Origin of the sequence: Mesorhizobium sp. M7A.F.Ca.CA.002.15.2.1 (assembly GCF_003998715.1) — a bacterium.
GTDB classification, from domain to species: domain Bacteria; phylum Pseudomonadota; class Alphaproteobacteria; order Rhizobiales; family Rhizobiaceae; genus Mesorhizobium; species Mesorhizobium ciceri.
The window spans coordinates 1-634 of the sequence record NZ_RZPI01001201.1; the positions used below are offsets into that span (position 1 = coordinate 1).

Annotated in this window: 1 protein-coding gene; it reads left to right on the top strand. The window is 67.0% G+C overall.

All coding sequences use genetic code 11. The annotated features are described in order from the left end of the window. Nucleotides 1–595 (top strand): LysR substrate-binding domain-containing protein (locus tag ENZ74_RS33645; protein ID WP_206522408.1); only part of this gene is annotated, 595 nt, incomplete at its 5' end. Nucleotides 596–634 lie beyond the last annotated feature (39 nt).

Here is a 634-nt window from a genome sequence, read left to right on the forward strand (position 1 = left end):
GGCATGGCTGATGCCGCGCTTCGGCCTCATCACATCGCAGGTTGCCGATGGCCGGGTGCTGCTGCAGACATCCACCGACTACAGGGATTTCGACCAGCCTGAAGTGGCATTGTCGATCCGTTTCGGCGAAGCCGGGCAATGGCCCGACTTCGTGACCGAAAAACTGCTCGAGGGTGAGTGGTTCCCGGTTTGCGCGCCGGCGTTCCTGGCGCGTTATCCGGCGCTCGCCTCGGAAGAGCCTGAGGCTTTCCTGGCAGTGCCGCTGCTGCATCAGGTGACGCCGCCGGGCGCGATCGACAGTTGGCAATCGTGGGTCGGAACCGACCGGAAACTCGACGGACCTCGGTTCACCGGCTACATGTCGATGATACACGAAACCATCGCCGGGCGCGGCGCGGCGCTCGCCTGGGCGGGATTTGCCGACGAGCATCTGCGCCGCGGCCAGCTCGTCCGGCTGACCAAGACCTCGCGGCGCCACGCCGGCTCCTTCCACATCGTCATGAGGAAGAACGCCGGCCCGGTTGTCAGGGCGGTGGCGCAGGCGCTGCTCGGCAGCGTCGGCGACAGCTTGCAGGCAAGCGCCGGGGGCAGCTGACGATCAGGCCTCGCGACCAAACCGCGACGCCTCGTGACG